The 24,353-nt window shown below is 59.6% G+C and carries 23 protein-coding genes and 1 pseudogene; 11 read left to right on the forward strand and 13 right to left on the reverse strand.

Annotated elements, in window-relative coordinates; genetic code table 11:
• Window positions 1–18 precede the first annotated feature (18 nt).
• Window positions 19–327, forward strand: coding sequence for a putative quinol monooxygenase (locus tag RHP74_RS12245; RefSeq protein WP_010459460.1), 309 nt, complete (start codon window positions 19–21; stop codon window positions 325–327).
• Between the two features lie 55 nt (window positions 328–382).
• On the opposite strand, the gene RHP74_RS12250 is transcribed toward RHP74_RS12245, so the two are convergent.
• Together RHP74_RS12250 and RHP74_RS12255 are read right to left on the reverse strand one after the other, a co-directional pair.
• On the reverse strand, window positions 383–1,366 hold the full coding sequence (locus tag RHP74_RS12250; protein ID WP_311099643.1) for an LLM class oxidoreductase: 984 nt from the start codon (window positions 1,364–1,366) through the stop codon (window positions 383–385).
• A gap of 250 nt (window positions 1,367–1,616) precedes the next feature.
• Window positions 1,617–2,174 (reverse strand): ATP-dependent Clp protease proteolytic subunit, encoded by a 558-nt coding sequence (locus tag RHP74_RS12255; protein ID WP_010459465.1) that lies wholly within the window; start codon window positions 2,172–2,174, stop codon window positions 1,617–1,619.
• Between the two features lie 264 nt (window positions 2,175–2,438).
• Here RHP74_RS12255 and RHP74_RS12260 point away from each other — a divergent pair.
• Window positions 2,439–2,600 (forward strand): annotated as a pseudogene (locus RHP74_RS12260) (general stress protein); the annotation flags it as partial.
• Window positions 2,601–3,199: 599 nt separating this feature from the next.
• Here RHP74_RS12260 and RHP74_RS12265 read toward each other — a convergent pair.
• Window positions 3,200–3,781: a hypothetical protein gene (locus RHP74_RS12265; protein ID WP_311100473.1), complete on the reverse strand. Its 582-nt coding sequence runs from the start codon at window positions 3,779–3,781 to the stop codon at window positions 3,200–3,202.
• 96 nt (window positions 3,782–3,877) lie between these two features.
• Window positions 3,878–4,813 (reverse strand): LysR substrate-binding domain-containing protein, encoded by a 936-nt coding sequence (locus tag RHP74_RS12270; RefSeq protein ID WP_172790752.1) that lies wholly within the window; start codon window positions 4,811–4,813, stop codon window positions 3,878–3,880.
• Between the two features lie 210 nt (window positions 4,814–5,023).
• On the opposite strand from RHP74_RS12270, the gene RHP74_RS12275 reads away from it, so the two are divergent.
• The 6 genes from RHP74_RS12275 (at window position 5,024) to RHP74_RS12300 (ending at window position 11,521) form a co-directional block, all read left to right on the forward strand.
• Window positions 5,024–5,992: a LysR substrate-binding domain-containing protein gene (locus RHP74_RS12275; protein ID WP_311099646.1), complete on the forward strand. Its 969-nt coding sequence runs from the start codon at window positions 5,024–5,026 to the stop codon at window positions 5,990–5,992.
• Window positions 5,993–6,060: 68 nt separating this feature from the next.
• Window positions 6,061–7,698, forward strand: a complete 1,638-nt coding sequence (locus RHP74_RS12280; protein WP_311099648.1) for a GMC family oxidoreductase N-terminal domain-containing protein — start codon at window positions 6,061–6,063, stop codon at window positions 7,696–7,698.
• A gap of 19 nt (window positions 7,699–7,717) precedes the next feature.
• Window positions 7,718–9,175: an aldehyde dehydrogenase family protein gene (locus tag RHP74_RS12285; protein ID WP_311099650.1), complete on the forward strand. Its 1,458-nt coding sequence runs from the start codon at window positions 7,718–7,720 to the stop codon at window positions 9,173–9,175.
• A 113-nt stretch (window positions 9,176–9,288) separates the two neighbouring features.
• Window positions 9,289–10,218, forward strand: coding sequence for a catalase family peroxidase (locus tag RHP74_RS12290; RefSeq protein WP_311099652.1), 930 nt, complete (start codon window positions 9,289–9,291; stop codon window positions 10,216–10,218).
• Window positions 10,215–10,763, forward strand: coding sequence for a hypothetical protein (locus RHP74_RS12295; protein ID WP_154504346.1), 549 nt, complete (start codon window positions 10,215–10,217; stop codon window positions 10,761–10,763). Before RHP74_RS12290 ends, RHP74_RS12295 begins: the two co-directional genes overlap by 4 nt.
• A 395-nt stretch (window positions 10,764–11,158) precedes the next feature.
• Window positions 11,159–11,521 carry a DUF6124 family protein gene (locus RHP74_RS12300; protein WP_077750329.1) on the forward strand — a complete coding sequence of 121 codons (363 nt, stop codon included), beginning with the start codon at window positions 11,159–11,161 and terminating at the stop codon, window positions 11,519–11,521.
• Window positions 11,522–13,403: 1,882 nt separating this feature from the next.
• Here RHP74_RS12300 and RHP74_RS12305 read toward each other — a convergent pair.
• The 7 genes from RHP74_RS12305 to RHP74_RS12335 form a co-directional block, all read right to left on the reverse strand.
• On the reverse strand, window positions 13,404–14,420 hold the full coding sequence (locus RHP74_RS12305; protein WP_311099655.1) for an AbrB family transcriptional regulator: 1,017 nt from the start codon (window positions 14,418–14,420) through the stop codon (window positions 13,404–13,406).
• 189 nt (window positions 14,421–14,609) lie between these two features.
• Window positions 14,610–14,828 carry a PLD nuclease N-terminal domain-containing protein gene (locus RHP74_RS12310; protein ID WP_010459492.1) on the reverse strand — a complete coding sequence of 73 codons (219 nt, stop codon included), beginning with the start codon at window positions 14,826–14,828 and terminating at the stop codon, window positions 14,610–14,612.
• 174 nt (window positions 14,829–15,002) lie between these two features.
• Complete coding sequence (locus RHP74_RS12315) at window positions 15,003–16,418, reverse strand: cytosine permease (RefSeq protein ID WP_311099658.1); 1,416 nt, start codon at window positions 16,416–16,418, stop codon at window positions 15,003–15,005.
• A gap of 286 nt (window positions 16,419–16,704) precedes the next feature.
• Window positions 16,705–17,856 (reverse strand): acetylornithine deacetylase, encoded by a 1,152-nt coding sequence (argE, locus tag RHP74_RS12320; RefSeq protein ID WP_311099660.1) that lies wholly within the window; start codon window positions 17,854–17,856, stop codon window positions 16,705–16,707.
• Window positions 17,853–18,530, reverse strand: coding sequence for a DUF1028 domain-containing protein (locus tag RHP74_RS12325; RefSeq protein WP_154912544.1), 678 nt, complete (start codon window positions 18,528–18,530; stop codon window positions 17,853–17,855). The genes argE and RHP74_RS12325 overlap by 4 nt, the downstream gene beginning before the upstream one ends.
• 156 nt (window positions 18,531–18,686) lie before the next feature.
• Window positions 18,687–19,103 carry a RidA family protein gene (locus tag RHP74_RS12330; protein WP_017338215.1) on the reverse strand — a complete coding sequence of 139 codons (417 nt, stop codon included), beginning with the start codon at window positions 19,101–19,103 and terminating at the stop codon, window positions 18,687–18,689.
• Window positions 19,104–19,127: 24 nt separating this feature from the next.
• A complete protein-coding gene (locus tag RHP74_RS12335; RefSeq protein WP_311099663.1) occupies window positions 19,128–20,438 on the reverse strand; it encodes an NAD(P)/FAD-dependent oxidoreductase in 1,311 nt (436 codons plus the stop codon).
• 269 nt (window positions 20,439–20,707) lie between these two features.
• Between RHP74_RS12335 and RHP74_RS12340 the strand changes: the two genes are divergently transcribed.
• Window positions 20,708–21,691: a GlxA family transcriptional regulator gene (locus RHP74_RS12340; RefSeq protein WP_311100475.1), complete on the forward strand. Its 984-nt coding sequence runs from the start codon at window positions 20,708–20,710 to the stop codon at window positions 21,689–21,691.
• 29 nt (window positions 21,692–21,720) lie between these two features.
• Here the strand turns inward: RHP74_RS12340 and RHP74_RS12345 are convergent, their stop codons facing one another.
• Window positions 21,721–22,209: a copper chaperone PCu(A)C gene (locus tag RHP74_RS12345; RefSeq protein ID WP_010459506.1), complete on the reverse strand. Its 489-nt coding sequence runs from the start codon at window positions 22,207–22,209 to the stop codon at window positions 21,721–21,723.
• Window positions 22,209–22,814, reverse strand: a complete 606-nt coding sequence (locus RHP74_RS12350; RefSeq protein ID WP_010459508.1) for an SCO family protein — start codon at window positions 22,812–22,814, stop codon at window positions 22,209–22,211. The genes RHP74_RS12345 and RHP74_RS12350 overlap by 1 nt, the downstream gene beginning before the upstream one ends.
• A 328-nt stretch (window positions 22,815–23,142) precedes the next feature.
• Here RHP74_RS12350 and RHP74_RS12355 point away from each other — a divergent pair, with 328 nt between their 5' ends.
• Entirely contained in the window at window positions 23,143–23,343 is a 201-nt protein-coding gene (locus RHP74_RS12355; RefSeq protein WP_010459510.1) for a YbdD/YjiX family protein, read from the forward strand.
• A 191-nt stretch (window positions 23,344–23,534) separates the two neighbouring features.
• Window positions 23,535–24,341: a hypothetical protein gene (locus tag RHP74_RS12360; RefSeq protein WP_311099668.1), complete on the forward strand. Its 807-nt coding sequence runs from the start codon at window positions 23,535–23,537 to the stop codon at window positions 24,339–24,341.
• The last annotated feature ends 12 nt before the right edge of the window (window positions 24,342–24,353 follow it).

Raw genomic sequence — 24,353 nt, forward strand, 5'->3', positions numbered from 1 at the left:
AATGTTGGAGCGTTGACGATGAATTCGTCCAGTAACGTGTTGGTATCGATTGCCGTACTCAAGGCCAAGGCAGGCAAAGAGCTGGCATTGAAACAGGAATTGCTGGCGCTGGTAGAGCCGACCCGCGCAGAGCCGGGCAATCTCGACTATGTGTTGTTCGAGTTGCGTGATGAGCAGGGCACGTTCTACATGCGCGAGGCTTTCAGGGATCAGGCGGCGCTGGATGCGCATTTTTCGATGCCTTACTTTCAGCGCTTTGCCGCGACGGCAGATGACCTGCTGAAAGAGCCGTTGCAACTGATATTCCTTGAGCAGGTATCGGCTTGATCATTCAACCTGCTGAACCGCACCACCTCGGCCGGGCGTGGACGCGGCCGGCGTATCAATTTGCTCCAGGGTGCGGCTTGACTCCGAATTGCGGAACGAGGTGAGCGCCCAGCTCCTCAATGACTTGCGCAGCAGGGCGCTTTCCGTACTTGAGATTCAGGATAACGTGGTCCACCCCGATTTCCTCAAGCGCCTCCAGCAAAGCCCGGAGGTGGACGCGTCCAAGCCTGAACCCCAAATGAATGTGAGTGGGTGGCGTGGACGGGTTCTCACTGAGGTCGATGTAAAGCGACTGAGTGAAGGGCTTATAGATGGAACCACATTGCTTCATGACTTCCAGTCGCCAATCTTCCACGATCAGTCGCTGCATTTTCGGCGCGCGCGGATAGTTGATCCATCCGACGCTTTCGCGCGCGATCCAATCCAGTGACTGGCGGCTATGCCCGGTCACGAGCATTGGAATGACCTGGGTTGTGGGTTTCGGAATGAGGTCTGCGCCCTGCAGCTCGCCACCGCTCCAGCGGATGGGTTCAAAGCTTGTGCTGTGGGCTCGGCGAATCACTTCGTAGTGCTCTCGAAAGATTTCTCCGCGCCTTTCGGGATCGACGTCAAAGGCCGAAAACTCCACTGGGCGATCGCCGGAGGCTACCCCAAGAATCAATCGACCTGCGCTCAACTGGTCGACGCTGGCTGATGCCTTGGCCGTGTGCAGAGGATGGTGTAAAGGGATGGCGATGGATGCGGTGCCTAGCGCTATCTCCGACGTATGAGCGGCCATATAGCCCAGGTAAACCCATGGGTCGAAGACTTGGCCAACATCGCCGAAACCAGGGTCCCGAAGAGGCACGTCGCGAAACCAGAGCGCGGAGAAGCCCAGTGCCTCTGCTCGCTTGGCCAATTCGACCTGGTTGAGCATGCTCGGAGTGTCCCCATCGAAGGCCTCCAATGGAAAGAACAATCCCAGGCTCAAATGACCCGGAGTGAACGTTCGCCTGAACCCTCGATGCTCCTGATAAGGAACCGTGCTTGGCCGATACATAATCATCTTCCTCAATGGAAGAACGTGAACCGCGGGTCGACCGGATTGAGAGGCGAGTTGTTGGCGATATGCGCGTGCAGGTCCGGATTGGCAAGGAACGGGCGGTCAAAGGCAATCAGATCGCTCCAGCCCAATACTGATCACTCAGCAACGGACTGGGGATTCATGCAAGAAGCGTAGGCGGTTTTGCAGAGAACCGCCATGTTCTGGGCGTGCGGAACTCGGATTTTGGCGCCAAGACTAAGATTGATCATCCACCACTGACCTTCCAGTGTTTGACGTTATCAGCAAACACCATCTGCTTCATCTCATGAGCAATACCATAAGCCAGCGATTCATGGGCGGCGATGACCTTTTCCTCCGCGGACAAGCAATGAAAAATGTCGAGTTTGGTCGCTGCGTCAGCGGTTTCGAGCATGAAGATTTGCACGTAGCGCGCAAGGTCATTGTCGAGACTGGACAGGTATTCCCGTAGTCGTTGATGGTCGACGGATTTTTGGCTGAAGTACCAGTTCATCGGATGAATCAGAAAGCGTGCGTGAGGGGATGTGATGCGCCGGCCTGCCGCCAGAAACATGATGATGCCCATCGATTCGATATTGCCGGCGTTGATTGCGCAAAGCGGTACGGGCAACGACTTCAGGAACGTGTAGAGCGTGAAGCCAAAATTGGTGCTGCCCCCGCAAGTGGACAGGTTCAGGAGAAGGGAGGTGGCACCCTGATCGATGGCTTCAAGGCAGCAATCCCTGAAGCGCTCGGTCGTTGCCTGGTCGATCTGGCAATGAAAATGCACGATGTGTTCAGTCATTGATTGACCTCCTGGGTGCGATGCGGGGGAGGGCTTCCAAGCGCTATTGAGTCTAGTAAACATCGCTTATTCAGGGCGAAAAACCGCCGTAAGGTGACACCGACGAATGGGACAGCCGTCAGTCGACTGGTCGCCGTTTCCAATGGAACCAAACGCCCGAATCCGCTCGTCGCGAGCCCCGTATTTCCGTTCAAACTTTCCGTTTTGTGCATCCTCCGAATTGTACGGGCCCATGCTCGTGCCAACGATGTAGAGGTGAACAAAATGGCCAATACAGGAAATAACAATCCAGGCAATTTTTCCAATGATCCTGACAAGGCTTCAGAAGCCGGAAAGAAAGGCGGAGAAGCGTCTGGCGGCAACTTTGCGAACGATCCACAACGCGCGTCTGAAGCGGGTCAAAAGGGAGGTCAAGCTTCTGGCGGACAGCCCTCGCGCGATAAAGACAGCATGTCCGGAGGTGGGCAGGGTACAAATCGCGGAGGGGAATTTGCCGACGATAAGGAAAACATGTCCAAACCAGGCCAAAAAGGCGGCCAGGCTTCCGGCGGACAACAGTCCAACAAGGCTGATCAATCGTCCAGCGGCGGGCAAGGAAGCGGACGCGGTGGCAATTTCGCCGATGACCGCGATAAGTCGTCTGGAACGGGGCGCAATGATGATGGGATGAGCGGAGGTGGAGGACGTAAGTCTTGATGTCGTCTGACCCTATCAAGCCCCGAATTTTCGGGGCTTGATATCGATGGCAATGCTCGTCTTATCTTGCTTAAGTCATGCTGATGGGGCTAGATCGCCTTCACCCTTGTCTCCTCGCCAGGATCAATTTATGCCACTGAGATTTCACAAGATGCACGCCAATGGCGATGACTTCGTTGTTGTGGACTCGCGAAACTCGACCAATCTAGCGCCTTTCTCGGGAGCACTCACAGGTAGCTGGTAATGAGCATGGGGTAGGGCAGTTGAAGGATTGAATGGAACATCTTCACTATATTGCGCGGTTTCTTTCGCCGCCTTAGACATCACTGTTACGTAAGGTCAAATCGCTCCAACGCATAATCCTTACCTGCCAAGGTCAGTTCAAAAATGGTGGCGCCAAACGTACCGCGGGTCACTTTTTGCGTCACCAGACGTTTAGCCTGGAGTTGCTTTAGACCGGCTTCAACTTCTACCGTGCTGAGGGAGACAAGTTTGCAAACCGAGTTCAAGTTTGCAACTTTTCTGAAGTTCGCATGATAGGCCAAAACTTCCATCAGTAGCGTTTGGTTATCGGTCAACTTTGGAAACTGAGGGTTGTTCTTTTTGTAAACCTTTCGCTCTATCTCGTGTAACTCGCCGTCAGTTCCATCAGGGATGCGGACGTAGTAAATCGCTACAGACAGCGTGCCGATTAAAATCGCGATAATCATCAGCAGCGACCAATTCGGCATTGGCGTTTCCAGCAAAAGCCAATCCCCCAAACGTAGCAGCCAGCTCGTGGTATCGGCCAACAATGTCAGGTCGAAATAAGTTTCGAGCGACGTTATGGCCACCCAAGCGACAACGAAAATGCCAGCCAGGAAGGCCATAGCCTTGGGTGTGAACGAGGAATGCTTGCCTTGTGCTGCCATGCTACTCGTCTCGACCGCAGAAACTGATGCTATCAGCATAGCAGTGGAAAAGCGGGCGTCTGGCACCTCACCTGCAAGGTCCAGCATTTGGCCTTATCAAACCAACGGACTCCCGCGCATCCCTCGCGCCGGATCATCCAGCAACCTGAATTGCTCCACCATAAAATCAATCAACATCCGCATCGACGGCAGCATCCCTTGCCTGCTCGCAAACACCGCATAAATCATCTCGGTCCGCGGTGCCCAATCAGGCAACACCACCACCAGCTGCCCGCGCTCGATAAAGTCATGCACCAGCGACATCGGCATCTGCGCAATGCCGACGCTGTCTATCGCCGCGCAGCGCAGCATCGGCAGCCCCTTAGTAATCAGTTGAGGACGGTGCTGGATCGTGAATTCCAAGCCATCTTGATGGAACAGCGTCCAGCTGTAATCGCGTTGCGGGCTGCCGTGATGGACGCTGGGGAAGCGTGACAGGTCTTCCGGCTCCTTGGGTTCACCGAGGCGGTTCAACAGCGCGGGACTGGCCACCAGGCATTGCGGCCGCTGGGACATGACGCGGTTGACCAGGTCCGAGTCCTGAAGGGGAGGCGGGCGGACTCTCAGTGCCAGGTCAACGCCTTCGGCGACCACGTCGACCTGACGGTCGCTGGCTTCCAGATGCACTTCGACACGCGGGTGCATGGCCATGAACCGGGTGATGATGCCGCCGACGCATTCTTCCAGTAAGACCGTCGGGCAGGTAACGCGCAGCAAGCCGCCGGGTTCTGAGTGGGTCATGGCAACCGCCGCTTCAGCGGCTTCTGCGCCTTTGAGCATGGCGCGGCAATGGGCGTAATACGTCTGCCCTAATTCCGTCACCGTGAAATGGCGGGTGTTGCGGATGATCAGGCGCACGCCCAGGCGTTCTTCGAGCAGTGCAATGCGCCGGCTGAGGTTGGATTTTGGAATGCCCAGCGCCCGTGCGGTCGGCGCGAAGCCGCCGTGGTCCACCACCATCACAAAGTACTGAAGGTCATTGAGGTCGAGCACCGGGCGACATCCATTCGGCCAAAAGAGGCCAACTATACAAGAACGATCGTCCAATGGATGGGAAAGACAAACCCGTTTTTCGGGACTGGTTCACAAGACAGCGAAGCACCTAGATTGCCGCCGTTCGGTGGATTCATTAAAGGAGCTTCAGATGTTACATAGGATGATTCTCGCGATGTCTCCACGCTTTTTTTACTGGATGACTAAAACTTGAACAAGCTGTCCGAGATGCAATCTTTTGTCATGGTGGTGGACACCGGTAGTATTTCCGAAGCCGCTCGGCGTTTGGGTATCGCAAAATCCATGGTCAGCCTGCGGATCCAGCAACTGGAAAAGCGCCTGGGCAGTATTCTGCTGGAGCGTGGGCGCCAAGCCCGGTTGACGGAGGCGGGCGATGTTTTTTACCGTTATTGCGTGCGCATTCTGGCCGATGTCGAAGATGCCGAAGACGCGGTGCAGGCGTTTCAATCGAGCTTGCGCGGTGTGCTGCGGCTGGCTGCGCCGATGGCCTTCAGCATTCGTTACCTGACGCCGATTCTGTCGTCCTTCGCGGTGCGTTACCCGGAGTTGCAGCTGGATATCGAGTTCGATGACCGCCACGTCAATCTGCACGAAGAACGCTATGACGCGGCCATCCGCATCGGCGAGTTGCCGGACTCTTCCCTGGTCGCCAAGACCATCACGCCCAACCGCCACATCATTTGCGCAAGCCCCGGATATCTTGCCGAACACGGCACACCGCAAACCCCGCAAGAGCTGTCCCGGCACTTCGCCATGCTCTATGTGAATCGCGAACCCCACGGCATGTGGACGCTGCCGGTGAACAACACCCTGGAATCGTTCCGTGTGCGCTGCCGGATGCGCACCAACAACGGCCATCAACTCATGGAAGGCGCCAAGGCCGGCATGGGCCTGGCGATTCTGCCGACTTTCCTGGCGGCGCCGGCGATTGTGGCCGGTGAGCTCAAGGAAGTGCTGGCGTCTTATGCCCCACGTGGCGGCAATATTTCGGCGGTCTACCGGCAATCCCAGCGTGCGTCGCCCAAGCTTCATGCGCTGACCAGCTTCCTCATCGAACAGATCGGCAACCCGCCGGTGTGGGAGCAAATGCTTGCGGCTCACACGCGTTCAATCGTTCTGGAAAAACGAAACCGGGAATCGTCTTTTGCCGGCTTATGAGCCTGCGCACCGTCCAATATGCTTTTTCCCAACAGACGCATTCTGACGTCTGACAGGGAAGAAAACGGATGAAGAGTACCCTTGACAATCCTGCTCGCCGGGCGGTCCTGGCCGGCGGAGTTGTGGCCGCTGCGACGTTGGCGGCGGGCAGTGGTTTGGCGCAGGCGTTTGAGTCCAGCGGTATGGCTGGCAAGCGTGGCGCTGATCGTGCGTCGGTTGATGTGATCATTGTTGGCGGTGGTTCGGCGGGCGCGGTGCTGGCCCGTCGGTTGAGCGAGAACACCACGCGTCAGGTGTTATTGCTCGAAGCCGGCCATGGCTACGGCCCGCACAATTACCCCGAGATCGTGGCCAGCAGCGACATCGTCGGCGCTAACGCCAACCCTGAATTCGAGTGGGGTTACAAGACCCGACCGGGCTACATCGACCACCCCATCGGCGTCTTGCGCGGCAAGGTGTTGGGTGGGAGTTCGGCGATCAACGGCGCGGTGGCCATCCGTGCCCGTGCCACCGATTTCAAGCGCTGGGATCTGCCAGGCTGGAGCTACGAAGAGCTGCTGCCGTCGTTCAAAAAACTGGAAACCCACAGCGGTGGTGCGAGCGCGTTGCACGGCCATGAAGGGCCGCTGCCGGTGCATCAACTCGGCAAGGCCGACGTCACGCCCATGCAGCGCGCGTTCATCTACGCGACCTTCGCCAATGGCTATCGCGTAATCGAAGACTTTGACGGCGCTGACGCCCACGGCGTCGGCCCGTACCCGATGAACATTGTCAACGGCGTGCGGGTCAACACCGGCATGGCGTACCTCACCGACGAGGTGCGCGCCCGCGACAACCTGCACATCCAGACTGACAGCCTGGTGGACAAAGTGCTGTTCGACGGCAAACGTGCGATCGGCGTGCAACTGGCCAACGGTGAAAAATTGTTGGCCGCTGAAGTGATCCTTTCCGCCGGCAGCTACGGCAGCGCCGCGATCCTCTTGCGTTCGGGCGTTGGGCCTGGCGAAGACCTGCGTGCCTTGCAGATTCCGCCAGTCGCCGAGCTGCCGGTCGGGCAAAACCTGGTGGATCACCCGTTCTATTACAACGCCTACGCCGCCAAGCCAGACGCCATCGGCAGCCAGTCGCCCGCCATCGGCGCCAAGCTCTGGACCCACAGCCGTTCCGCCGAGACTGGCGAGCTGGACCTGCACATCACCGCCACCCACTTGTTTCCTCATGATCAAAGCCCGACCGGCGTCGGCTTCGTGCTCGCCGTCGCCCTGACGCGGCCACTGTCTCGGGGCAAGGTGACGCTGGCCAGTCGTGATCCGTTCGTGGCACCGACCATCGACCTGAATTTTCTCGCCGAGCCCAAGGACCGCCAGCGCCTGCTGGATGGCATCCGCCTGGCCCGCAAAATCGGCGGCACAGGGCCGCTGAATGCGTTGATCCATTCCGAGCTCAACCCCGGTCAAGGCAACGACTCGGACGAGGCGCTGCTGGCCAGCGTCAAAGCCAGTCTCGACACCTATCACCACCCGACCTCGACGGCGCCGATGGGCAAGCCGGGGGATGCGCGGGCGGTGGTCGACCTGCAAGCGCGGGTCATTGGTGTGCAGGGGCTGCGCGTCGTGGACGCGTCGATCTTCCCCGACGTGCCCTCGGTCGCCACCAACATCACCGTGATTGCCGCCGCCGAGCACATTGCTCGTCTCTACGCTTAATTTTCAGGAACCTGCCTCTATGAACAGCACCCCGGTATTGAACTGGATCGACGGCCAATGGCTGGACTCCGGTGTTTACAAAGACTCCATCGACCCGGCGACTTACGAGCTGATCGGCCGATACGCCGAAGGCGGCTTGAACGAAGCGCAAGCCGGCATCGAGGCCGCGCAACGGGCATTTGCCGAATCGCCCTGGAAAGATGACCGACACTTGCGCGCTCAGGTCTTGCTTGAGCTAGCGGATGCCTTCGAGCGCAACGCCGATGAGCTGATCGACACTCTGGCACTGGAGAACGGCAAGATTCGGCCCGAAGCCGAGTTTGAAGTCGGCATGGTGCCCTCCAAGTTGCGCTATTACGCGGCCCTGGCGCGTGCCGAATACGGGCGTGCGGCGGAGCCAAAACCCGGCAGGATTTCCCTGGTGATTCGTCAGGCGGTGGGCGTGGCGGGCATCATCGTGCCGTGGAACTCGCCGGTGGTCTTGATGATCCGCTCGCTGGCTCCGGCGCTGGCGGCCGGTTGCACCACGGTCATCAAGATGCCCGGGCAAACCGCCCAGACCAACTGCCTGGTGGCGCGGATCATGAGCGAGGCGCTGTCGCTGCCCCGTGGCGTGATCAATCTGTTCAGCGAGCAGGGCGCGGCGGGCTCGATCCATCTGGTGGAATCACCGCGTGTTCCGGTGATCAGTTTCACCGGCAGCACCAGCACCGGCCGGGCGATTTCCGCCGCGGGTGCCCAGCACCTCAAGCGTTTTGGCCTGGAGCTCGGTGGAAAAACGCCGATGCTGGTGTTCAACGACGCCGACCTGGACGCGGCCGTGCCGACCCTGGTGAAAGCCCTGACGGTATTCGCCGGCCAGTTCTGCATGACCGGTTCGCGGCTGTTGGTGCAACGGGATATCGCCACGGTGTTGACTGAGCGTTTGGCCGCAAAACTGGACGCAGTGCGCGCCGGGCCCGCCGCCGACTCGGCCAGCGAGATGGGGCCGTTGATCGATAAGCCCAACGTGCAACGGGTCAATCAAATCGTCAAAGAGGCGATTACCGCCGGTGCCCAGGTCATCGTGCGCGGTGGCCCGGTGACCGAGGGGCCGTTGGCCAAGGGTGCGTTCTATCGCCCGACGCTGCTGCGGGTCAGCGACCCCGAAATGGCCATCGTCCAGCGCGAAACCTTCGGCCCGGTGCTGACATTGCAAGTGTTTGACAGCGAAGCCGAAGGCATCGAACTGGCCAACAACAGCGAGTTCGGCCTGGCCGCCAGTGTCTGGACCCGCGATGTCGACCGCGCGCTGCGGGTGGCTCGCGAACTGGAGGCGGGCACGGTATGGGTCAATGACTGGGCCGTGGTCTACGACGAGTTTGAAGAGGGCGGTTTCAAACAGTCGGGGCAGGGGCGGCTGAACGGCGTGGCGGCCATGGATGATTTTGTCGAGTACAAACACATCGCCCTCAATCCCGGCCTGCGCAAGGGCTGAATCTAATGCGGCCCACCCGATTTATGATCGGCGCGCTGCTGGCGGGGACGCTGACTGCGTCCTCCGCTTTTGCCGCCCACGAAAATGATGTGTCACCCATGAGAAGTGCCCCCATGTCCAAGGACAGACTTTACGACGCCTTACTGGACGCGCTGACCGCAACGTTCGGCCACCATCCGGGCTTTCGCGCGACCCATGCCAAGGGTGTGCTGCTCAGCGGAACCTTTATGGCATCGCCGCCCGCGCCGGTATTGAGTCGGGCGGCGCATTTGCAGGGTCAACCAGTGCCGGTGTTGCTGCGGTTCTCCAACTTCAGCGGCGTACCCGCCACCGAGGACGGCGACCCGATGGCCAGTCCTCATGGCCTGGCCATTCGTTTTGCCCTGCCGGACGGTGAGTCCACTGATATCGTGACCCACTCGTTCGACGGCTTCCCGGTGGCCACCCCCGAAGACTTCCTGAGTTTTCTGCAAGGCATCGCCGCCAATGTCGCCACGCCGCCGGACCCGCTGCCGCTGCAAACCTTTCTGGCCAGTCATCCCCGAGCCGAACATTTCCTTCAAACGCCCAAGCCCGCGCCGAGCAGTTACGCCGGTATCGAGTACTTCGGCATCAACGCCCTGGTGTTCACCAACCGTCAGGGTGAAGCGCATATCGGCCGATACCGGATTGAACCGTTGCGAGTGGAGCCAGTATTGAGTGAGCAGCAAGCCGCCGCGCTGCCTGCCGATTATTTGCAGGATGAAATCAGCGCACGGTTGGGCAGGGGCGCTGTGAAGTTGCGTCTGGTGGTGCAGTTGGCGGCGCCCGGGGATGCCATCGAGGACGGTTCGATCCCTTGGTCGCGCAGCCACGATGAAGTTGAGCTGGGGATACTGACCCTCGATGCGTTTGTCCCGGCCGGGGAGCAGCAATCCGCCCAACAGCGCCTCGACTTCAACCCCGGTCGCTTGATCGACGGCATTGCACCCAGTGACGACCCGATGATTCTGGCGCGCGAACGCATCTACCAACGGGCGCTGCTCCGGCGGCAGCAACCATGAGCATCGAGGCTGAGATTGGCGTCAGCGTGATTGTGCATGAGGTCAATCCGCAGCATCAGGCGTTGTATGAGCAGTGGATGAACAAGGCCATCGACGCGCATCGGCAGTTTCCGGGTTACCTGGCAACGGACGTGGTCAAGCCTGTTGGCTCGCACCTGCGTTACGCGATCATTTTGCGCTTTGTCAGCAAGGGGCACGTTGTGGCGTGGCTGGAATCTCAGGTGCGGCATGCGTTGTTGCGCGAGTCATTGCCCTGGTTGCGGCAGGACTATCACCGTACTGACGATGATTCGAAATTCTGGTTTGAACCGGTGCAGGGGCGGGTGACTGTTGCGCGATGGAAGCAATGGGTGCTGTCTTGGATGATCGTTTTGCCGTTGACGGTGTTCTTGCCTTGGGGGTTGGCGGTGCTGCTTGAACTGGCTGATCTGCGATGGCCGGTCTGGGTATTCAAGGTCACGGTAGCCGGGTTGGTATCGTTCAACATGGTGTATTGGCTGATGCCGTTGACGACGCGGTTGATGTCGCGGTGGTTGTTGAAGTGATGATCGAATGAGGATTGCCCGCAGTCTGTTTAAACAGAAAAAATCACTCACGTTTAAATGAAGCTTGCTGTTACCGCATCGAGGCTACAACGCCTTGCGCCACCCCCTACACGTAAGACAGAATCCGCCGGCTTGTGCGTCTGGGGCGCGGGTTTTATCGTTCCTGGGTCACTGAAAAACAGTGATCGGGTTTGGTAGCCCGGTATAACTAGACGCATAGCGCATCGTTCGCAGACGTGTTCACGTCTCCGATTTATGGTGGCCATGCGCAGGGCTCCTTCGGGGGCGCCGGGTTCATCTAGTTACCGGTCTACCAACCCGCGTATGGCCGCCACCCTTCGTTTGGTAGCGAGGGTGATGGCTCTTCTTTATGTGTTAACTAGAGAGTTCCATCCATGATCAAACCAACGCCAAACCCACCGGACACCGATCCGGCATCCCCCTATGAATCCCTCGATTCGAAAAAACTCCACGAAGCCGCCGAGCGCGCCCTCGACCACTACCTCAACCCGGGGGCCCACATCATGGCCAGCACCCACGAACCCGAACCCATGTTCCTCGCCAACCCCAAGTACGACACCGAATCCCTGCTGGCCAACGCCAGCGAATCACTGGGCTCGGCCACCACCATGCTCAGCAACTTCGCCGCGCTGTTGGACAACTCACACCGCAAGACCCTGCTGGGGATCACACAAGTGGTGATGCTGGGGGAATTGGCCGTGAACCAGGCGCTGGATAACGTCGAGCCCAAGGCGTAAATCACCAATCCCTGTAGGAGTGAGCCTGCTCGCGATGGCGGTGGGTCAGGCAACATTTCTGTTGAATGCAAATCCACTATCGCGAGCAGGCTTGCTCCCACATTGGATGGTGTCGTCCCACAGGTATTGTTATCGCCGCTGCCCCCTGTAGGAGTGAGCCTGCTCGCGATGGCGGTGGGTCAGGCAACATTTCTGTTGAATGTAAATCCGCTATCGCGAGCAGGCTCGCTCCCACATTGGATGAGGTCGTCCCACAGGTATTGTTATCGCCGCCGCTCCCTGTAGGAGTGAGCCTGCTCGCGATGGCGGTGGGTCAGGCAACATCTCTGTTGAATGTAAATCCGCTATCGCGAGCAAGCTCGCTCCCACATTGGATGGGGTCGTCCCACAGGTATTGTTATCGCCGCTGCTCCCTGTAGGAGTGAGCCTGCTCGCGATGGCAGTGGATCAGCCAACATTTCTGTTGAATGTAAATCCGCTATCGCGAGCAGGCTCGCTCCCACATTGGATGGGGTCGTCCCTCAGGTATTGTTATCGCCGCTGCTCCCTGTAGGAGTGAGCCTGCTCGCGATGGCGGTGGATCAGCCAACATTTCTATTGAATGTAAATCCGCCATCGCTAGCAGGCTCGCTCCCACATTGGATGGGGTCGTCCCTCAGGTATTGTTATCGCCGCTGCTCCCTGTAGGAGTGAGCCTGCTCGCGATGGCGGTGGATCAGCCAACATTTCTGTTGAATGTAAATCCGCTATCGCGAGCAGGCTCGCTCCCACATTGGATGGTGTCGTCCCACAGGTATTGTTATCGCCGCTGCTCCCTGTAGGAGTGAGCCTGCTCGCGATGGCGGTGGGTCAGGCAACATTTCTGTTGAATGTAAATCCGCCATCGCGAGCAAGCTCGCTCCCACATTGGATGGTGCCATCCCACAGGTATTGTTATCGCCGCTGCCCCCTGTAGAAGTGAGCCTGCTCGCGATGGCGGTGGATCAGCCAACATTTCTGTTGAATATAAATCCGCTATCGCGAGCAAGCTTGCTCCCACATTGGATGGTGCCATCCCACAGGTATTGTTATCGCCGCTGCCCCCTGTAGGAGTGAGCCTGCTCGCGATGGCGGTGGATCAGCCAACATTTCTGTTGAATATAAATCCGCTATCGCGAGCAAGCTTGCTCCCACATTGGATGGTGCCATCCCACAGGTATTGTTATCGCCGCTGCTCCCTGTAGGAGTGAGCCTGCTCGCGATGGCAGTGGATCAGCCAACATTTCTATTGAATGTAAATCCGCCATCGCGAGCAGGCTCGCTCCCACATTGGATGGTGCCGTCCCATTGTTATCGCCGCTACCCCCTGTAGGAGTGAGCCTGCTCGCGATGGCGGTGGATCAGCCAACATTTCTGTTGAATGTAAATCCGCTATCGCGAGCAGGCTCGCACCCACATTGGATGGGGTCGTCCCACAGGTATTGTTATCGCCGCTGCTCCCTGTAGGAGTGAGCCTGCTCGCGATGGCGGTGGGTCAGCCAACATTTCTGTTGAATGTAAATCCGCCATCGCGAGCAAGCTCGTTCCCACAGGCCTCGCGCTGCTCGGCAGCGGCTACACGTCCAGCATCTGATCCGTATTTTCCTTCGCCATCTGCCTCTGTCATGCACCCACCCTCACGCTCACAATGACAGCACGGTCCGCAGTCGCGCAGTCACTGCACCGTAAACTCATAATGTAGGAGGCCCCATGGGCAAGATGGCAATTTTCCTCGGTGGATTTCTGGTGTTAACCATTTTGATTGGTGCCCTGGCCACCATCTCTCCCGTTTAGTCCCTTCCTCCCGGCAGCAAAAAGCAAAACGCCTCCACATCGGGAGGTGTTTGCGATTTGAGTTCGGCAATCACTCCGCCCGCCAGCGCCGCGCCTGCACAATCAGCGCCGGGGCAAAGTGCAGCACGACCATCCGCACCAAATGATGCGTCAGGATAAACACCACATTCAGCCCGCCACTGAACGCGACGATGGCAATGGTTTCAATGGCGCCCGGCATGTACGCCAGCCACAACGACAGCGGATCGCTGCCCAGCAACTGCCCGGCTACACCGGCAAACGCGGCGGCGATCAGCAACATGAGGCCGACGGCGAGCAGCCCGGTGCGGCCATGGCGGACCAGTTCGGTGAAGGTGATGTCCTTGAATTTCGAGCCAATCAGCACACCGATCAGCACGGAGGCGGAGTCGATACTCCACTGCGGCAGGTGGAATGTCTGGAGGTAGCCCAGCTTGATGCAGGCGGCGGTGAGCACGATGGCGGTGAGCATGAACGGCGCTGGCACGCCGACGCTCAACAGCACGCGGCCGAGCAGCAGGCACAAGGCGATCAGCGACAGCAGGGTCAGCGCCGTACTCACGCCCAGCGGGCTGCTCTGGGCCAGCGCCACGTCGACATGCCCGGGAATGCAAAAACTGACCAGCAAGGTGATCGACAACAGGCGGACCAGGTGCACGACGATCACTTTGCTGGACGCGCGTTCAGACTCGATCAAGTCGAAGACGGCGGCGAGTGCGCCGGGGTACACGGATAACAGCGAGTCCTTGAGGTTCCAGCCCGAGACTCTGAACAACCAGAAACCGGCCACGGAACTCTGGACCATCAGGCACAGCAGCATGAAGCCGAGGCTGGGCAACATGGCCGCCACGGTGTGATTGTCCCACGAGGTAAACATCAAGCCGGTCGCAATCCCCAGCACAATTTGCACATAGCCAAGGCTGAAGGGCAGGGTGGGGGAAAATCGCAGATTGCTGGCGATCAACGCGCTCGCGAGTATCGAGCCCAACAACAGGCCGTGGGGGATACCGGCGTATTGCAACACGGTGCCGACGCCGGTGGCGATCAGCAAACACACCAGGGTTTTCATGAGTCTTCCTTGATTCTTGAAGTGCGCCAACGCTTCCATTTGGGCCGTGCACGTTTTCCCACTTAATGGCGTGAGGCGTCAAGTACGTGCATCTCAGTGTTGTCAGTGTGAGTTACCGGGTATGGCGAGCGGCCGTCCGTGGGCCCGCCCCTGTCGATCAGAGGCGGGTTATCGCGAACCCTCCCGACTTCATTGCCGGGCCTGGGGTGAATGCGGGTTGTGGTCGGTGTGTTTCGGTCCAGCCAATGCCCACGCCACCACCCCAATCAGCGGCACAAACACGATCACCACGATCCACAAGAGTTTGTTGGTCGATTTGCCTTCGGCTTTGCGCACTCGGTTGATTGCCCATAGCTCGACCAGCAACAGAACGGCTGTCAGCACGATCCAGATTGTTTCGATTTGCATGAGTCACCCTCCAGATAGTCCTTTTGTTAGGTGAGCCGTGGTGGGCAGGGTTCATTAAATTTTGGTGGAGGCTTGTGCTGGGTTGCTCGCGAGGGTGATCTGTCAGTCACATCTGTTTAACTGTCAGGGCCTCATCGCGAGCAGGCTCGCTCCTGTAGGGATTGCGGGGGTTCATTAGATCGAGTTGGCGAGCTTTCCGGTGGAGAGGCGGCGTTTGTAGGCGCTGTCGCGGTTGGCCAGCCAGTAGTAGAGCGGCGAGGTGATGAGCAGGCCGACCAGCCAGGACAGGTCAGCGCCGTTGATGTGTTCGGAGATGGGCCCAACGTACAGCGGCGTGTTCATGAACGGAATCTGCACCGCGATCCCGATTGCATACGCCAGCAACGCCTGCGGGTTGTAGCGTCCATAGATCCCGCCATCGACCTTGAAGATCGAATCGATGTCGTACTGACCTTTGTGAATCGCGTAGAAATCGATCAGGTTGATCGCGGTCCACGGCACCAGTACCACGAGCAGCACCAGCACCATATCGACGAAGTGCCCGATGAAGTTGGCAGAGGCGCCGACGGCGGCGAAGCAGCAGGCGGCAAGGATGATGACGGAGAGGACGGCGCGGCTTTTGGCGGTCGGGATCCAGCGGTAGGCGAAGGTTTGCACCAGGGTGATTACCGACAGCACAGCGCCGTAGAGGTTGAGGGCGTTGTGGCTGATGACGCTGAGCAAGAACAACACGAGCATCAACGGGCCGATGGAGCCGGTGGCGAGTTTGACCGCGTCCATGGTGTCCATGCCCACGGGCGTGGCGAGGACGGCGACGGCGCCGAAGATGAACGAGAGGCTGGAGCCGAGGACGGTGCCCAGGTACGTGGTCCAGAACGTGGCGGCCACCGGCACGCTCGCCGGCAGGTAGCGCGAGTAGTCGGAGACGTAGGGGGCAAAGGCGATTTGCCAGAGCGCGGCGAGGGAGACGGTGGCCAGCCAGCCGGAGATGTTGAAGCTGCCACGGGTGAGGAAATCGGCGGTCTGCACGTGGGTGAAGATGTAGCCGAAACCAAGCACGATGCCGGCGCCCAGCACCCAGGTGCCGATGCGGTTGAGTACGTGGATGAACCGGTAGCCGATGATGCCGATGATGCCGGAACCGAGGGCGCCGATGACGATGCCGACCGGCACCGGCACGCTGTCGACCACGCCGTGCAGGGATTTGCCGGCAAGAACGATGTTGGAAGCGAAGAAGCCGATGTACATGATGCCGGCGATCAGCACCACCAGCAGGGCGCCGAGGGAGCCGAACTGGGTGCGGCTCTGGATCATCTGCGGGATGCCCATCTGTGGGCCTTGCGCCGAGTGCAGCGCCATCAGCACGCCGCCGACCAGGTGGCCAACGAGGATGGCGACGATGCCCCACACCAGGTTGAGGTGGAACATCTGCACGCCAAGGGCGCCGGTGACGATGGGCAGCGGGGCGATGTTGCCGCCGAACCAGAGGGTGAACAGGTCACGGGTCTTGCCGTGGCGATCTTCGGGCGGCACGTAGCCGATGGTGTGTTTTTCGATGAGCGGGGCGGCGGTTGTTGCGGTGGTAACCATGACGGACTCCAAGGCAATTTGAGTACGTGGACGTACTTCGGTGAGCGCCGCACGGGGGCGACGCTTTTCTTGTTGGAGTGATGATGTGCGGTGGGGGCGGATAGATAAATTAGTAAGATTGTGGGTATAGACGTTAAAAAAAGTAGGTCGTTTGGTCACCGCAAAACCCTGTGGGAGCTAGCCCGCCAGCGATAGCGATTTGACAGTCAACATTGATTTGGCTGTCAGATCGCTATCGCTGGCGGGCTAGCTCCCACAGGGATTTTTTGGGTGTTCGGAATCTTTGTTATTCAGTGATCGATAGCAGCATCCGTTGCAACATGGCGTCGCAGGCAGTGAGTTGTTCGAGGCTGACGAATTCGTCGGGTTTATGGCCCTGGTCCATGCTGCCGGGGCCGCAGACGACGGTGGGAATGCCGGCGGCATCGAACAGGCCGCCCTCGGTGCCGAAGGCCACGGTGCCGAACGCTCGGGAGCCACAGAACCTGGCGATCAACTCGGCCGCTTCGCTGTGTGCATCAGTCGCCAATCCCGGATACGCCGACAACTGGCTGAATCGAATCTCGCTCTGTTCACTCACGGCACGCATGCGCGGCAACACCTGTTGCTCGGCAAAGGCCTTCAACGCCTGTGCAACTTCACTCGGATCATACGAGGGCAACGCGCGGATTTCGAAGTCGAAGCGGCAATCGGCGGGGACGATGTTCAAGGCCTTGCCACCGCAAATCACCCCGGTTTGCACAGTGCTGAACGGCGGATCGAACCGCGCATCGTGATGCTCGGGGGCTTTGAGTCGGTTGCCGATCCGCCCCAGCTCACCAATCAGTTCGGCGGCGTATTCGATGGCATTGACCCCCAGCGGCGCGTAGGCGGAGTGGCACGCTTCACCGTGGACATCGCAGCGCATCGCCAGTTTGCCTTTATGCCCGAGCACCGGCTTGAGCTCGGTCGGCTCGCCGATAATGCACAGCATCGGTTTGACTGGGCGCTGTTCCAACTCCGCCAGCAACGAACGCACGCCGAGGCAGCCGACCTCTTCATCGTATGAAAGCGCGATGTGCACCGGCAGCCGCAACCGGGCGTTCACCAGCGACGGAACGAGGGCCAGTACACAAGCGATGTAGCCTTTCATGTCCGCCGTGCCGCGCCCGAACAGTTTGCCGCCGCGCTCGGTGAGTTCAAACGGCGCAACAGTCCACGGCTGGCCGTCGACGGGCACCACGTCGGTGTGCCCCGACAGCACGATGCCCGGCCGATCCGCCGGGCCAATGGTCGCGAACAGATTGGCCTTGCTGCGCTGCTCGTTGTAAATCAGCTCGCAAGGCACATCGAAACCCTCGAGGTAGTCGCGGATGAACTCGATCAGGTGCAGGTTGGATTCGCGGCTGGTGGTGTCGAACGCCACCAGGGTTTCCAGCAAATCACGGCTGCTGCTCATCGGTCGTCTCCGGCGACGCCGTAGCCGGGGGACTTGTCGGGGGCGAGGGCGCGGTCGATGTAGTCCTGAACTTGCGGGCGATAAGCGTCCCAAAGTTTTTCCAGCTGGCCGATGGGATTTTCGTCCGCCCAATCGACCCGCAGGTTGATGATCGGCCAGGTCAGTTCGCCGACCACCACCATCGCCGCCGAATGCACCGGCCCGGCTTCGCCACCGGCGGCGATGGCCGCTTTCATGGCAGCGAGCAAGCGGTCGGCGAGTTGTCCTTCGCCGTGTTCGAACGCTTGGACCATGGCCTCGATAACCGAACGGTCGGCAAGCATGTTGCCGGCGGCGACGCATTGTTCACCGGACACGGCGTTGTGGTTGCCCAGGGTTTGCGCGCCGCTGAAATGCGCGGTCTGGCCGAGGTGGTCGATGGCGGTAATCTGACGGTATTGGCTGTAGCCGTTGCGGGTCAGGACTTTGTCCAGCGCCTCGGCCGGCGCCAGGCCTTGTTCCATCATGGCGAGCACTTCCGGGCCTAACGACGGCAAGGTGATGTTTTGTGTGGAGACGGCGCCGACACCCGGCAACAGCCAGGGGCAACGGGCGCCGACGGCGATGCTGGAGGAACTGATCGCAATGCCGAACTGGCCGGTTTCGGGGCATCGGGCGGCGATGGAGAAAGTCATGGGTTTAGCTCCTTGGTTTGCCTTGGAGAAGGTGGTGTCTGGGCGGGCCTCTTCGCGAGCAGGCTCGCTCCTGCAGATGATCGGTGACGTGCATGAAATCGAGATCTACCGTAGGAGCGAAGCTTGCTCGCGAAGGCCGCGACTCGGTCTAACGGCTCACTCAGGAATCACCGCAATCACATCAATCTCCATCAGCCACTGCGGCTGCCCCAGCGCCGACACCACCAGCCCGGTCGAAATCGGAAACACGCCTTTGAGCCACTTGCCCACTTCCTGATACACCGGCTCGCGATACCGCGGGTCAATCAGATAAGTCGTGGTTTTCACAATGTGGCTGAGATCGCTGCCTGCCTCTTCCAGCAACTGCTTGACGTTGCGCATGGCCTGCTCGGCCTGCGCACGCGGGTCACCCAGACCCACCAGCCGGCCCTCGAAATCCGTTCCGACCTGGCCGCGAACATAAACGGTATTGCCGGCCCGGACCGCCTGGCACAGGTCATTGTCCAGGCTCTGGTTCGGGTAGGTTTCCTTGGTGTTGAACATGCGAATACGGGTATGGGTTGGCGTGGACATTTTTAGCTCCTGACAGAAAAAGGCTTAGGCACTGACCGTGGTTTTGAGGGCGACCGGGGGCTGTTCAGCCTCGCGTTGCGCCGCATCGTGGTAGTCGAGGTAAGAGCGCTGAATGGCGATGTGATCCGCCACGTACTTGGCGTCGTGCCAGACACCCCAGATAAACGAAGAGCCGCGACGGGACTGCCACGGCAGGCCGAGGAAATACACGCCAGCCTCGCTCGACACGCCGCGCTGATGCTGGGGCTTGCCGTTGTCGTCGAAGGCATTGACCTTGAGCCAGCTGTAATCCGTGGCGAAACCGGTGGCCCAGATGATCGAGGTGACGCCGACCTTGGTCAGGTCGAGTTCAAGAATCGGGTGGGTCACGCATTCGGGATCCGGGAACACGTGGCGGGCTTCAGGTTCTTCCGGCAGGTCCAGGCCGTTGCGTTCGATATAAGCGTCGGCGGCATTTAGCAGCGCCAGGTAGTTCTCATCGCCACGCGCCAGGTTGTCCGCCAGATTCGGCTGGAACGTCGCTACGTTACCGTTGAACGATTGAGTCAGACCCACCAGCGTCATGCCGCGATGGGCGAGTCCACGGAAGTCCACCGTGCGCCCGCCATGGGCACCGCTGACCGCGATGGTCACGTGCTCCCGTCCCGGTTTCATCGCCGCCTGATCCCACTCGCCCAGCACACCCAGCCACCAGCAGAAATCACGGTTGCGGTAAGCGCGAGGAGGGCGGTCGTGGGCGCCGACGGAGAGGTAAACCTTCTTCCCCGCACGCTGCAATTCATCGGCAATCTGCACGCCGGACGAACCCGCGCCGACCACCAGCACCGCGCCTTCAGGCAGTTGCGCCGGGTTGCGGTAGTCGGCCGAGTGGATCTGCATGAAAGGCTGATCTTTCGGCGCAATCGGCGGAATGACCGGCCGCTGGAAAGGCCCGGTGGCCGCCACCACGCGGTTGGCCTCAATCACGCCTTCAGAGGTTTCAATGGTGAAACCCGGGCGACCGACATTGCGCTCGACTTTCAGCACGTCGACGCCGGTGCGGATCGGCGCGTTGAATTTCCTGGCGTAGGCTTCGAAGTAATCGGCGACGCGTTCTTTCGGGGCAAATTCGTCGGGGCTGAGGTCGTCGAAATCAAGACCCGGGAACCGGTCATGCCACGCCGGACCATTGGCCACCAGCGAATCCCAGCGCCCGGTGCGCCAACGCTCGGCAATGCGGCTGCGCTCCAGCACCAGGTGCGGCACCCCGAGTTTGCTCAAGTGTTCACTCATGGCCACGCCAGCCTGACCGGCGCCAACAATCAGCGTATCTGTTTTTATTTTTTCAGTGGTCATCTCAATACCCTTCGAAGTTGGAGTGAGGTCGCGAACGCCCCGCCATTTCTTGGGCTCAAGACTAGGGATGACCCTGGTATCGGTAAAATATTATTAAGCTGGCATTTGAGTATAAATAACTGAGGCAGAGCGCCGTATGGCGCTCGGGTGGATACGCCGAAGAGGCGCCACGGGTTAACATGGCGCTTTATCAGCGCACCATACAACCGGTTGGGTAATGTAATGGAGTGGATCGAGCATTGATCGAACGACGCCAATTCAGCGGAGGCATGAAGGGCAAAAACCTTCGCTATCTCAATGAACACCCTGATGGGACCCAGCAAACGGTCCGCGCAGGCTTTCTGCTGCTCGAACATTTCTCGCTGCCGGCGTTCACCCAGGCGCTGGATACGGTCGTCACGGCCAATCTGCTACGACCCGACTCGTTCTCTTCTCGCACCTTTGGTTTGAACGATGGCGAAGTCGTCAGCGATCTGGGCCTGGTCATTCGGCCCGATGCCCGTATCGATTGCGCAACGGTCAAAGCGCTGGACCTGCTGGTGATCTGCGGTGGCTACCGGACAGAACTCAAGGCCAGCGAAGGCTTGATCAGTCTGTTGCGCACGGCGTCGGACCAGGGCGTCAGCCTGGCCGGGCTGTGGAATGGTGCATGGTTTTTGGGGAAGGCCGGTCTGCTGGACGGTTACCGTTGCGCGATTCACCCGGAGCATCGCCCGGCGCTGGCGGATTTCTGCAAGGCCACGCAGGTCAGCAGCGAGCCCTACATCATTGATCGAGACCGGCTGACGGCTTCGAGCCCGTCCGGGGCCTTTCACATGGCGCTGGACTGGATCAAAGGCCTTTACGGCAAAGCGCTTGTCGAGGGGATCGAGGACATCCTGGCGTTCGAGGAGTCGCGCTACCGGCGCATCAAGCCTACGGAAAATGTCTGTGTGAGCGCGCCATTGCGCGAGGTGGTGAAGCTGATGGACGCCAACCTCGAAGAGCCGTTGGAGCTGGAGCAACTGGCGGTCTACGCGGGTCGTTCTCGTCGACAGCTCGAACGGTTGTTCAAGGAGCAACTGGGGACTACGCCACAGCGGTATTACATGGAACTGAGGATTACCGAAGCGCGGCGGCTGCTCCAGCATACGGAGCTGTCCCAGGTGGACGTGCTGGTGGCGTGTGGCTTTGTGTCGCCGAGCCATTTCAGCAAGTGCTACAGCTCGTATTTCGGCTACCGGCCTTCCAAGGAGAAGCGACTCGTCAAATAAGAGCCGCTCGCCCCGAGAAACCCCGACCGTTAATGCATCTTGCTGTGATCAGCCATGCCGAGTGCCCGGGCCTCGGCTTCCACTTTAATCGTCTCTTTCTCGCCCTTGGCGTTTTCCACGGTCAGGATCAGCGGGACTTTATCGCCTTCCTTCACCTGCGCCGTCAGGTCCATCAGCATCACGTGATAGCCGTGGGGATCAAAGCTCACCGGCTTGCCGGCCGGCAGCTCGACAGACTCGACCTGACGCATGCTCATCACATCATCTTTCATGCTGGATTGGTGAATCTGTACGGTTTTGGCGACAGGCGATTGCACGCTGAGCAGCTTGCTGTCGCTGTCGGCTTGCAGGGTCATGAAGGCGCCGGTCGATGGCTGGCCGGCAACGGTCGCGCGGACCCAGGCGTCGTCCACTCTGGTTTGCGCCGATACCTGCCAGGCCATGCCGATCAGGGCGCACCCCAGGACCAGTTGTTTGACGCGTCGCGAGAAAGCGGTGTTGGCGTGGATCGAATTCATCAGCAGACTTCCATGACGGTGAGCAGGTCTTCTGCGCACTCTTGAGCCGTAAGGGACGCGGACAGCCCCAGGCGCAAGTTGCCCCGGGAGTCGAAGACGTAGCTGGTCGCGGTGTGGGAAAGGGTGTAGGTCGAACCGCTCGGGATCTTTTCGAAGAACACGCCGAACTCCTTGGCGGTGGCGGCGGTTTCTTCCAGCGTGCCGTGCAGCGCCTCGAAGCTCGGGTCGAACGTCTTGACGTAGGCGTCGAGCATTTGCGGCGTGTCGCGTTCCGGGTCGAGGGTGATGAAGATCACCTGCAGCTTCTCGCCGTCTCGGCCCATCAGTTTCTTGGCCTGTGCCGCACGGGCCAGGGTCGTGGGGCAGACCGCCGGGCATTGGGTGAAACCGAAGAACACCATCGGCATCAGGCCGCGATAACTGGTGAGCATCTTCGTTTCGCCCTGGGCGTCTTTGAGCTTGAAGGTACGCCCCATGATCTTGTCGCTGAGGTCCTTGCCGTACTTGAACGACAGCCTGGAGCTGTCATCGCAGCCGGCGAGCAGGCCAAGACTCAACAAGCCCATACCGCGCAGGACCGTGCGGCGGGTAAACAACGTACTCATGGAAAAGCATTCCTGTGTTGCGACGGGAAATCTGTAGCGCCTGATGAGTCAGACGAAAAAAGCGCGTGGATATTAACAAACTGTGGCCGTGTTTCGCTCATTGTTGGACGAGGGGTGGTTTTGGTACAGCATCAGAAGTTGCAGAAAACTACGGATCAGCGTCGGACCTGTAGGAGCCAGGCTTGCCGGCGAAGGCGCTCTCAAGTACGCCTTCGCCGGCAAGCCTGGCTCCTACAGGTTCCGATACATATCTCGGCCGAACGGACACATTCCAGATACAAAAGTGCGCTTTCATGGCCCTGTCCCCCCTCACAATGAGAGCGTTGCCATGATCCGTAAACTGCAGCAAGCCGCCCGCTTCCTCAGCCAGAGCGCGCGTTTGATGGTCGGCGTCCCTGATTACGACAACTATGTCGCCCAGATGGCGCTCAAACACCCCGAAGAACCGGTGATGAGCCATTCGGCGTTTCTTCGCGAGCGTCAGGAAGCCCGCTACGGCGGCAAGCAATGCACCACGCGTTGCTGCTGATTACCCGGGCAAACGCCGCGATCAGCACAATATCTTCGCCATTGCGTAACCACTGCTAAGCTTCGACGTTGCAGCGTCCGAGCCTTTACGGGATCGGGCGTTGAGCGTGGCCATGGAGTACGACTTCAGTATCAATATCCACTTCTACAGGGGTGGCGAGCGATTGTCGGTAACCTGCACGGAGGCAGGCAATGGTAATCAAGCACGTAGGCCATTCAAGTGCCGAGGGCGTTCCCGAGCCACTCGATCACGAAGAGATAGAGCGGGTGCTGGCGTTGTTGCTGGCCAGTCCGGTGTTTGCCAAGTCCAGGCGCATGGGAAGCTTGCTGCGTTTCCTGGTCGATCACGAACTTCAGTTTTCCACTATCCCACTCACCGAGCATGCCATCGGCATCGCCGTGTTTCGCCGTGACCCGGCTGTTTACTGCACCGGAGACGACCCGGTGGTGCGCGTGCAGGTGGGCCGGTTGCGGCGCAAACTCGCGATCCATTACGCCACCCTGGGGCAGCAAGACCCGATACGCCTGAGCATTCCGGCCGGTTGTTATCGGCTGGCTTACCAGCGGATCAGACCCAAAACCATCTCGATGCGTCATCCTGTTTTGCAGATTCAGCCGTTTACCTGCATCACCCGTGACGGCGATGACTTCACCAGGGGCTTGTCTGAAGAATTGAGCTGCCGGCTTTTCGAGTCGTTCGAGCAGACGCAAAGCCATGGCAACCACGTGTTGATGAAAGTGTCACGCTCCAGTGTCAAGGCACTGGACGTTGTGCGTGCCGGGCGCGGTAACTATTCCCTTGAGGGCAGCGTGCGGGTGGAACCGAGCCGAGTCCGGGCATCGGTGCGCCTGATTGATGTCGCACAGGGGCGGATCCGCTGGTCCGAGCAGTTCGATCGCAATCAACCTTACGGCATCGCGACCCAGGAAGATCTGGCGGAGTCCATCTGTCGGTCGTTGACGGGCTATTTCGCCCGGGGAAGCGGTGATGTTTCTTGAGAGGAAGGGGCA

It is taken from the genome of Pseudomonas sp. SG20052 (genome assembly GCF_031766055.1).
GTDB lineage: Bacteria > Pseudomonadota > Gammaproteobacteria > Pseudomonadales > Pseudomonadaceae > Aquipseudomonas > Aquipseudomonas mandelii.

Excerpts from the sequence above, each read along its gene's own strand:
- RHP74_RS12290 (WP_311099652.1), top strand. The coding sequence starts at position 9,289 with ATGTCCAAGGACAGACTTTACGACGCCTTACTGGACGCGCTGACCGCA.
- RHP74_RS12345 (WP_010459506.1), bottom strand. The coding sequence starts at position 22,209 with ATGAATTCGATCCACGCCAACACCGCTTTCTCGCGACGCGTCAAACAA.
- RHP74_RS12305 (WP_311099655.1), bottom strand. The coding sequence starts at position 14,420 with ATGAAAACCCTGGTGTGTTTGCTGATCGCCACCGGCGTCGGCACCGTG.
- RHP74_RS12245 (WP_010459460.1), top strand. The coding sequence starts at position 19 with ATGAATTCGTCCAGTAACGTGTTGGTATCGATTGCCGTACTCAAGGCC.
- RHP74_RS12340 (WP_311100475.1), top strand. The coding sequence starts at position 20,708 with ATGAAGGGCAAAAACCTTCGCTATCTCAATGAACACCCTGATGGGACC.
- RHP74_RS12265 (WP_311100473.1), bottom strand. The coding sequence starts at position 3,781 with ATGGCAGCACAAGGCAAGCATTCCTCGTTCACACCCAAGGCTATGGCC.
- RHP74_RS12350 (WP_010459508.1), bottom strand. The coding sequence starts at position 22,814 with ATGAGTACGTTGTTTACCCGCCGCACGGTCCTGCGCGGTATGGGCTTG.
- RHP74_RS12280 (WP_311099648.1), top strand. The coding sequence starts at position 6,061 with ATGAAGAGTACCCTTGACAATCCTGCTCGCCGGGCGGTCCTGGCCGGC.
- RHP74_RS12300 (WP_077750329.1), top strand. The coding sequence starts at position 11,159 with ATGATCAAACCAACGCCAAACCCACCGGACACCGATCCGGCATCCCCC.
- RHP74_RS12315 (WP_311099658.1), bottom strand. The coding sequence starts at position 16,418 with ATGGTTACCACCGCAACAACCGCCGCCCCGCTCATCGAAAAACACACC.
- RHP74_RS12310 (WP_010459492.1), bottom strand. The coding sequence starts at position 14,828 with ATGCAAATCGAAACAATCTGGATCGTGCTGACAGCCGTTCTGTTGCTG.
- RHP74_RS12285 (WP_311099650.1), top strand. The coding sequence starts at position 7,718 with ATGAACAGCACCCCGGTATTGAACTGGATCGACGGCCAATGGCTGGAC.
- RHP74_RS12325 (WP_154912544.1), bottom strand. The coding sequence starts at position 18,530 with ATGACTTTCTCCATCGCCGCCCGATGCCCCGAAACCGGCCAGTTCGGC.
- argE (WP_311099660.1), bottom strand. The coding sequence starts at position 17,856 with ATGAGCAGCAGCCGTGATTTGCTGGAAACCCTGGTGGCGTTCGACACC.
- RHP74_RS12250 (WP_311099643.1), bottom strand. The coding sequence starts at position 1,366 with ATGTATCGGCCAAGCACGGTTCCTTATCAGGAGCATCGAGGGTTCAGG.
- RHP74_RS12295 (WP_154504346.1), top strand. The coding sequence starts at position 10,215 with ATGAGCATCGAGGCTGAGATTGGCGTCAGCGTGATTGTGCATGAGGTC.
- RHP74_RS12360 (WP_311099668.1), top strand. The coding sequence starts at position 23,535 with ATGGTAATCAAGCACGTAGGCCATTCAAGTGCCGAGGGCGTTCCCGAG.
- RHP74_RS12255 (WP_010459465.1), bottom strand. The coding sequence starts at position 2,174 with ATGACTGAACACATCGTGCATTTTCATTGCCAGATCGACCAGGCAACG.
- RHP74_RS12330 (WP_017338215.1), bottom strand. The coding sequence starts at position 19,103 with ATGTCCACGCCAACCCATACCCGTATTCGCATGTTCAACACCAAGGAA.
- RHP74_RS12335 (WP_311099663.1), bottom strand. The coding sequence starts at position 20,438 with ATGACCACTGAAAAAATAAAAACAGATACGCTGATTGTTGGCGCCGGT.
- RHP74_RS12355 (WP_010459510.1), top strand. The coding sequence starts at position 23,143 with ATGATCCGTAAACTGCAGCAAGCCGCCCGCTTCCTCAGCCAGAGCGCG.